Source organism: Frankia sp. CoWAU3, assembly GCF_977971855.1.
In genome coordinates this window covers 1-1762 of the sequence record NZ_CDWWXB010000336.1, presented here as the reverse complement: position 1 = coordinate 1762, position 1762 = coordinate 1, and the positions used below count along the sequence as shown (strand labels likewise).

The 1762-nt window shown below is 69.7% G+C and carries 2 protein-coding genes; one reads left to right on the top strand and one right to left on the bottom strand.

Going from position 1 to position 1762, the window contains the following annotated elements; genetic code table 11:
- Positions 1–682, top strand: a 682-nt coding sequence (locus AC08ON_RS18120) for a WS/DGAT domain-containing protein (protein ID WP_476617437.1), incomplete at its 5' end; no start/stop codon positions are given.
- 66 nt (positions 683–748) lie between these two features.
- Here the strand turns inward: AC08ON_RS18120 and AC08ON_RS18115 are convergent.
- Positions 749–1762, bottom strand: a 1014-nt coding sequence (locus tag AC08ON_RS18115; RefSeq protein WP_476617436.1) for a CapA family protein, incomplete at its 5' end; no start/stop codon positions are given.

Genomic DNA, 1762 nt, shown 5'->3' with positions numbered 1-1762 from the left:
GCCGGCCGGGCCGGCGCGACATTCCTGGGTCACCACCGAGCTGGGCACGCTGCGAGCCGTGGCCCGCCACCACGATGTCACGGTCAACGACGTCTATCTCGCCGCGCTCGCCGGGGCGCTGCGGACGTGGTCCCTTCCCGAATGGCGCCGGGACCGTCAGCCCATCCACGCGCTGATGCCCATCAGTTTCCGGACCGCGGCCGAACGGAACGTGCTGTCGAACTATTCCTCGGGTGTGCGTGTCCCGCTTCCCTGCGGGGAGCCGGACCCCGGCCGGCGGCTGGCGTGGATCGCCGCGGAGACCCGTCGCATGAAGAAGGGCGGGCTGGGGGTGGTGGAACGTCACCACTTCTCCACCCTGGCCACGATCGCCTCGCCCCGCATGCTCGCGGGCGCCGCCGCTTACCCGGCCCAGACCCGGAAGATGGCCCTGGTGGCGAGCAACGTCCGGACGATGCGCGGGCCGCTGGCTGTCGCGGGACGCGCGGTTACCGGGCTGGTCGGCACGGGCCAACTACTCGTCGGACGTCAGCATCTGGCCGTCGCCATGCTTGGCATCGACGAGCGGGTCGGTGTCACATTCGTGGCCAGTGCCAGCGTGCCGAACCACGCCCGGCTGGGGCAGCTGTGGCTGGCGGAACTCGACGTGCTCAGCCGGCTGGTGCCCCCCACGCCGGCGTGAGCGTGCCTGACGGATCGTCGCTGGCCGAGGCTGTCGAAGCGCTGGAGCGCACCATCGAGGGTTCGCTCATGGCTGGCGCAGCGACAGCACGCCGGGCGCGTTGAGATCGAACCGTGTCCCGAAGCCACGGCTGATCTTGGTGAGAACCCCCCGTAGCCACCCGGCGTCTTCGGGTGCGGCGCGCCACAACCGCATCCGCCGTGTCTGCAGGGGCACCATCCGCAGGCCGGTCAGCGTCGCGCCGGGCGGATCGACGGCGACGAAGTACGCCAGCCGCAGGTCGTCCCGGTACATTTCGTAGCCGGTAATGCCCTCGTAGTCGTTGATGAAGTCGCCACAGCCGTACAGGACAAGCCGGTCCCGGTACACCTCGACGGGACGCGGATGGTGCGACGAATGCCCGTGCACGAGGTCGACACCGCCATCGATGAGCCGGCGGGCGAAGCGGATCTGGTCGTCGTCTACGTCATAGCCCCAGTTGGATCCCCAGTGGACGGAGGCGACGACGAGGTCACCGGGGCGCTTCGCCCGCCGGACGCGGGCGGTCACCTCCTCGGCGGTGGCGTCCGACAGTTCGGGGATGACGTCGATGCCGGCCCGGCCCGGGGTCGCGGCCCACGTCCGTGGAATGCCGCTGGAGGACAGGCCGAACGAGAAGACCAGGACCCGCCGGCCCCCGCCGAGCGGGACCATGGCCGGTTTGCACGCCTCGTCCGCGTCGCGTCCGGCTCCCACCGCTCTCAGCCCGGCCGTGAACAACGCGTCGAGGGTCTCGACGAGCCCGCGGTGGCCGAAATCCAGCAGGTGGTTGTTCGCCAGCACGCACACATCGGGCCGGCCGGCGGCTAGACAGGGAAGGTTGTCCGGATTCATCCGATAATGAACCGCCTTTCCGGCGGCGAAGTCATCGCACCGGGTGATGCTGTTTTCCAGGTTCACTACCCGAACATCGGCCCGGACCTCATCCAGCACGGGCAGCGCGTCACCCCAGGGCCAGGAGAATTCGACCGGACGAGGAATCGGGCCGTTCACCGCCTCCGCCAGCTCGACATAGGCGCGGGCATCCTCAGCTTGTCGTTT